Genomic DNA, 4,518 nt, shown 5'->3' with positions numbered 1-4,518 from the left:
TTCTGGTTAGTTTATATGCTTTAAGTCTTCCAGGTGATAAAGATAGCACCCTATAATATTAATGGTATCAATGTGTTAATAGGATAAATGATATCAGGCGGCGTTATAGTGATTAATACCAAAGTTTAATCAATCGGATTTATGGTTTTCTAAATTCATATATTACAAATTTAGCTAAAATATCCATAGTCAAGTGAAAGTTAGAAAATGCTGTAATATTTTTTAACGCAAAAAGCCCCACATTTTTTTTGTGAGGCTTTCGTGATCCCGCTGGGATTTGACCTTAGTAAAGAAATCAGCGTTTAAATAGTATTTTATGCGGTTTTCGATTTTGACTCACCTAATCGCTCACCATTACTTTCGATACGTTTTAGCTGCAATTGCTATACGTAAATATAATTAATTTTTGGAGCAAAATAAAGGAAATTATTTTAAGTCTCTCTTTTAGATTCTACTTCGACAGAGGGTACAAGAGAGGCTGTAACATAAGCCACTTTAGTAATGAGGCAGCCAAATAATATTTTATCGCCGCCACTATGTGAAATTGGCCGTTTCGCGGGGGCGGCTTACTGTTTAAAATTGCTGGGCGCAGCATCGTTATCACCTCCATCAAGTTCAGCCTTAACGTAGAGTTTCCCTACAACGGGTTCGGGGACGTTGCCGATGACGATCTCATAATCGATGGTGAAATTTATAACCTCCTGATAGGAAGGAAATACGACAATAAGCCGTTCCAAGTCATGGGACTGGAAATGTTTGAGCGATTTGATATGGAAGTCGACTTCGTAGCTGTTGGTCTTTCTGATGGTGGGTTGGCTAAGGTTGATATTGGGCATGCTTCCAGTACCCGAACTGTAAACTGAACCGATACTGGGTACAAACATGGGACCGGAGTCGTAGCGATGTTTTGGGCGATATGGTGGTTTGGGTTCTTTAGGTCTTTTAGGATAGTCACCAACACTATAAAGCTCAAAACCATCCGGGAAATGTAACCAAATGTCAATATCGAGAGCCGGAACGTTACCCTCATTTTTCATTTGTATGGCTATGGGAAGACTCAAAGACTTAATGACATTTAAAGTGAACTGTTTCCCTAAATAGTGCTCATATTTTTCGAAAAAATCGTTGTTATTCTTATTGAAATTTTCTACCTGTTCTTCAGAAACTGAGTTGTTCATTTGTAAGCCGCTAAGCAGCCTGTTTGACTTCAAAGCTTCTTCTAGCGGCGTTCCTTTAGGCTGTGATTTGAGCTCTTCAGCTAATTTCGCTCTGGCCAGTTCTGGATCTTCCCAAACCAGCGGGGGATATTTTTCTTTTATTAATGCCATCCTCAGGCTCGTGAACGCTTCGGTTGTATCTAATATCGGCTTCAGTTTATGTTGGTAGTGAATTGCATCATCTTTAAAACACAGGGATACTTTGGGAATTTTGTTTTTGTAGGTAGAGATTTCCTGTGTCAATTTTTGGATTTGCTTTTGTTCCTCGGTTTTCTCGGTGGGATTAAGGTAGTCGTCGACCAGTTTAGCAGCTTCAATTCCAAGGGAAGCAGCCCGAAACCTGGGTCCGGTATCATTGCTGACCAGTAGGATTTGGTCATTTGGATATTGGGATTTAAATTCCAGCATCGCCGCCAGGATACAATCATCTTGTTCTTTTCTGTCAAGCTGATATTGGTCAAAGGTGTCTTTGGAAGGGCGCTTAAAAATATACCTAAACGGATAACTTCCTGGCTGAGCATTAATTTCTTCGATTTTGGTTAATACTTTTTTCGCGCGGGATGCAGTCTTTGGATTCGGATGCCTTTTATGTTTGTCCAGTTCATCCATTACCACCGGTGCCAGTACGATTTCAAATTCGTTCCTGAAAATTGTCTGCCACGGTATTTCGATAAAGAACTTGTAATGCAGGAAAATGTTAGTGTCGACGAATAAGTAAGTCATAGCGTTAATTCTTGTCCATTGTTGAACGAATCTACTAAATCTTTGTGATTTTTAATGTGATGAAACTAATGGCCATTTCAGGTTGTCTAAAGATTATCATTCACATTAATTGTATATTTCAGTAAAAGTGATTCTCCGCCACTTTTACTGAAAACTCTAAAAGGTGAAATCAGATACATTAGATTGTTAACTTTAAGACTGCATTTTGCAAGCGTTAGAACCATATTATAAGTACGCATCAATAGTCCTTCACCAAAATTGACGGAGAGCAACATCGCCTAGAATATACATATCGCTATTAATCAAGCGTATAGGCAACGTATCCGACTGAAACATGTGAAACTCTTTTGGGTTCTTCCCTGCATTAATGAGACACATGCATAAAGTGGAACCTAAAATGTCTATGTCAATTTTCCCCAGATAACCGTATTCGGATTACTTTTGAACTCTCATAAGAGACTTATTTTAATTGCACGTTCTTCGTCAAAATTAAACTGATCAATATTTATATGTGAAGATTTAACTGATATTTTTGAAATATCATCAATCAGTTGCCAACTTCCATCATTCAAACCGAGAATTACATCGGTATAAGTAACTCTAGTTGCTTTGAAAGATTCATTGATACTATTATAAATTCCAGCGTAATCAGTTGGGGTGATGAATTTGAAGTAGTTAACATAACGGACAGTATAGGAAACATCTAAACTAGTTAACACAACGAAAATATTTGGCATGACTTCTATCTCCATTCCCTGTTCAAACATAGAAAAATTAGATTTCCCATTGGAAACAGAAATTTCTCCGCCATCCCATGCTTTTCTAAAGTGTTCTATAACAGATATGATTTCTCCATTAACCTTTCTTATACGTTTGGCTTCTTTTGCATCTATTTTAATATGACCATTAGATGCTGATGTGAGTTGTTCATTAACTGTAAAGCCGAATGTCATAGTGAGTAGCCGTCCAAATTATTTTGATTTAAAAAAATAATATCTTGATTACTAGCTATATACGAAAAGATTCTATTTTATTGGGTTACCCTTAATGGATTTCGAGTATTAAATTACTACCATCCACATATTGTGGGCGGTTTAAAACTAATTATTGACTATTTTGAACTTGGGCTGGTCTACCCAATTTTATGACTTAAGTACTCTTTTTCAGGAGTTTTCCGTGTGAACCGGTCGGCAAATGTAAGAGACTTATTTTAAATCTGCAAAAAAAATATAAATTAAAATATTTATATGACTTGCAATCAACACCTCAGTGTCGTTTAGGCTTCGAGGCCAATAATAAAAAATAAAATAAGTGCAAATGAATTTAGAAATACTAGCAATAAAAGAGCATGGCGATGCTTCAGAAGAATACGTAATGTTATATGCAAATGCTACCATTGATTTAGGCAACTATGCAATCGTGGATACTACATTTAATAAAAAAGGAGGCGTGTCGAATGTTATGAGGCATTACTACAGGTTTCCTCTTGGACACATTGTTAAAAAGGGTGAATGTGTTTCGTTGTGGACTTGCAAAGGTAAAAATCAAACTGGTTTGAAAACAACAAAGGGAACTCCACTTCACAGGTTTTATTGGGGTTCGTCTCATGCTATTTGGAATGACAATGATCCCGATGTTGCGGAATTGCTTTTTGTTAAAACACTAGAAAAAGCAGCAGCATAAAAATTGATACACTACCGGACTGGCAGTTTATAGACTGCCAGTCCTTTTAAGCCCCAAAATTAAATGATAAAAAACATACAATCCATTAGGATAACAAAGGAAACAAGACAAGACATTGCTGATGCAATCACCAGCCAAGGATTGGCGTACAACGGAAAAGTAAAGCAGGCGGATTTTTTAAACAGATTATATAATTTAAAGGAAATGCCTTCTACTGATTATCGCCCAGAATACAATAACGCTTATAAAGATATTCACCAACATGCTGATATGAACCCCGGAGACTGGGGAGAAGGTTGGGTCTTTACCGATGAAAGGCTTAATCTTATGCATTGCCCTGATGAGGATTATTTGAAGTTCCTTCATTTGACAGTGCTTCCAGTTATACGTGAAAATGATGGATCGGCAGAGGAATTAGTCAAAATTTATAATCAATTTCTAAACAAGCACGGTATAGGATTAGCAAAAGAAAATGAATCAAAAAATGGTGCTCCTGTATATTCTATAGGTGCATCTCATATGTTGCAGGGTGTACAGGTGGCTAAGACAGTCGAGATTAAAAAATATCTGGACTCCGATTATGTGCATAAGAAAATTGACCTAATGAATACGGCAGCTAACCATGACACTGATGTGGCAATAGGCACAGGCAAAGAACTACTGGAAACTATATGCAAATCAATTTTGAAGCAACGAAATGTGGTAGCTGATAAGGACTGGACGTTGCCACAGTTGCTAAAGAACACTACTGCAAACATGGATATTAAACCTAAAGGTGTAGAAAATCCTGATAATGCCGAGCGCTCAATTAAACAGATCCTTGGAGGAATAAGTTCGATTGTACAAGGTATGACGGAGTTGCGAAATTCCTATGGTTCTGGACATGGTAAAGACA

Annotated in this window: 4 protein-coding genes; 2 read left to right on the top strand and 2 right to left on the bottom strand. The window is 37.2% G+C overall.

Annotated features, from left to right (window positions below; translation table 11 throughout):
* Nucleotides 1-566: 566 nt before the first annotated feature.
* Both VNZ46_RS18475 and VNZ46_RS18470 read right to left on the bottom strand, forming a co-directional pair.
* Nucleotides 567-1,940, bottom strand: a complete 1,374-nt coding sequence (locus VNZ46_RS18475; protein ID WP_325561501.1) for a PIN domain-containing protein — start codon at nt 1,938-1,940, stop codon at nt 567-569.
* Between the two features lie 449 nt (nt 1,941-2,389).
* Nucleotides 2,390-2,893, bottom strand: coding sequence for a hypothetical protein (locus VNZ46_RS18470; protein WP_325561500.1), 504 nt, complete (start codon nt 2,891-2,893; stop codon nt 2,390-2,392).
* 364 nt (nt 2,894-3,257) lie between these two features.
* On the opposite strand from VNZ46_RS18470, the gene VNZ46_RS18465 reads away from it, so the two are divergent.
* Both VNZ46_RS18465 and VNZ46_RS18460 read left to right on the top strand, forming a co-directional pair.
* The gene (locus VNZ46_RS18465) at nt 3,258-3,623 is read left to right on the top strand and encodes a hypothetical protein (protein WP_325561499.1); all 366 of its coding nucleotides are present in this window, start codon (nt 3,258-3,260) and stop codon (nt 3,621-3,623) included.
* Between the two features lie 63 nt (nt 3,624-3,686).
* Nucleotides 3,687-4,518, top strand: an 832-nt coding sequence (locus VNZ46_RS18460) for an abortive infection family protein (RefSeq protein WP_325561498.1), incomplete at its 3' end; no start/stop codon positions are given.

Source organism: Pedobacter sp. (assembly GCF_035566355.1).
Lineage (GTDB): Bacteria > Bacteroidota > Bacteroidia > Sphingobacteriales > Sphingobacteriaceae > Pedobacter.
This window is presented reverse-complemented; position numbering and strand designations above follow the sequence as displayed.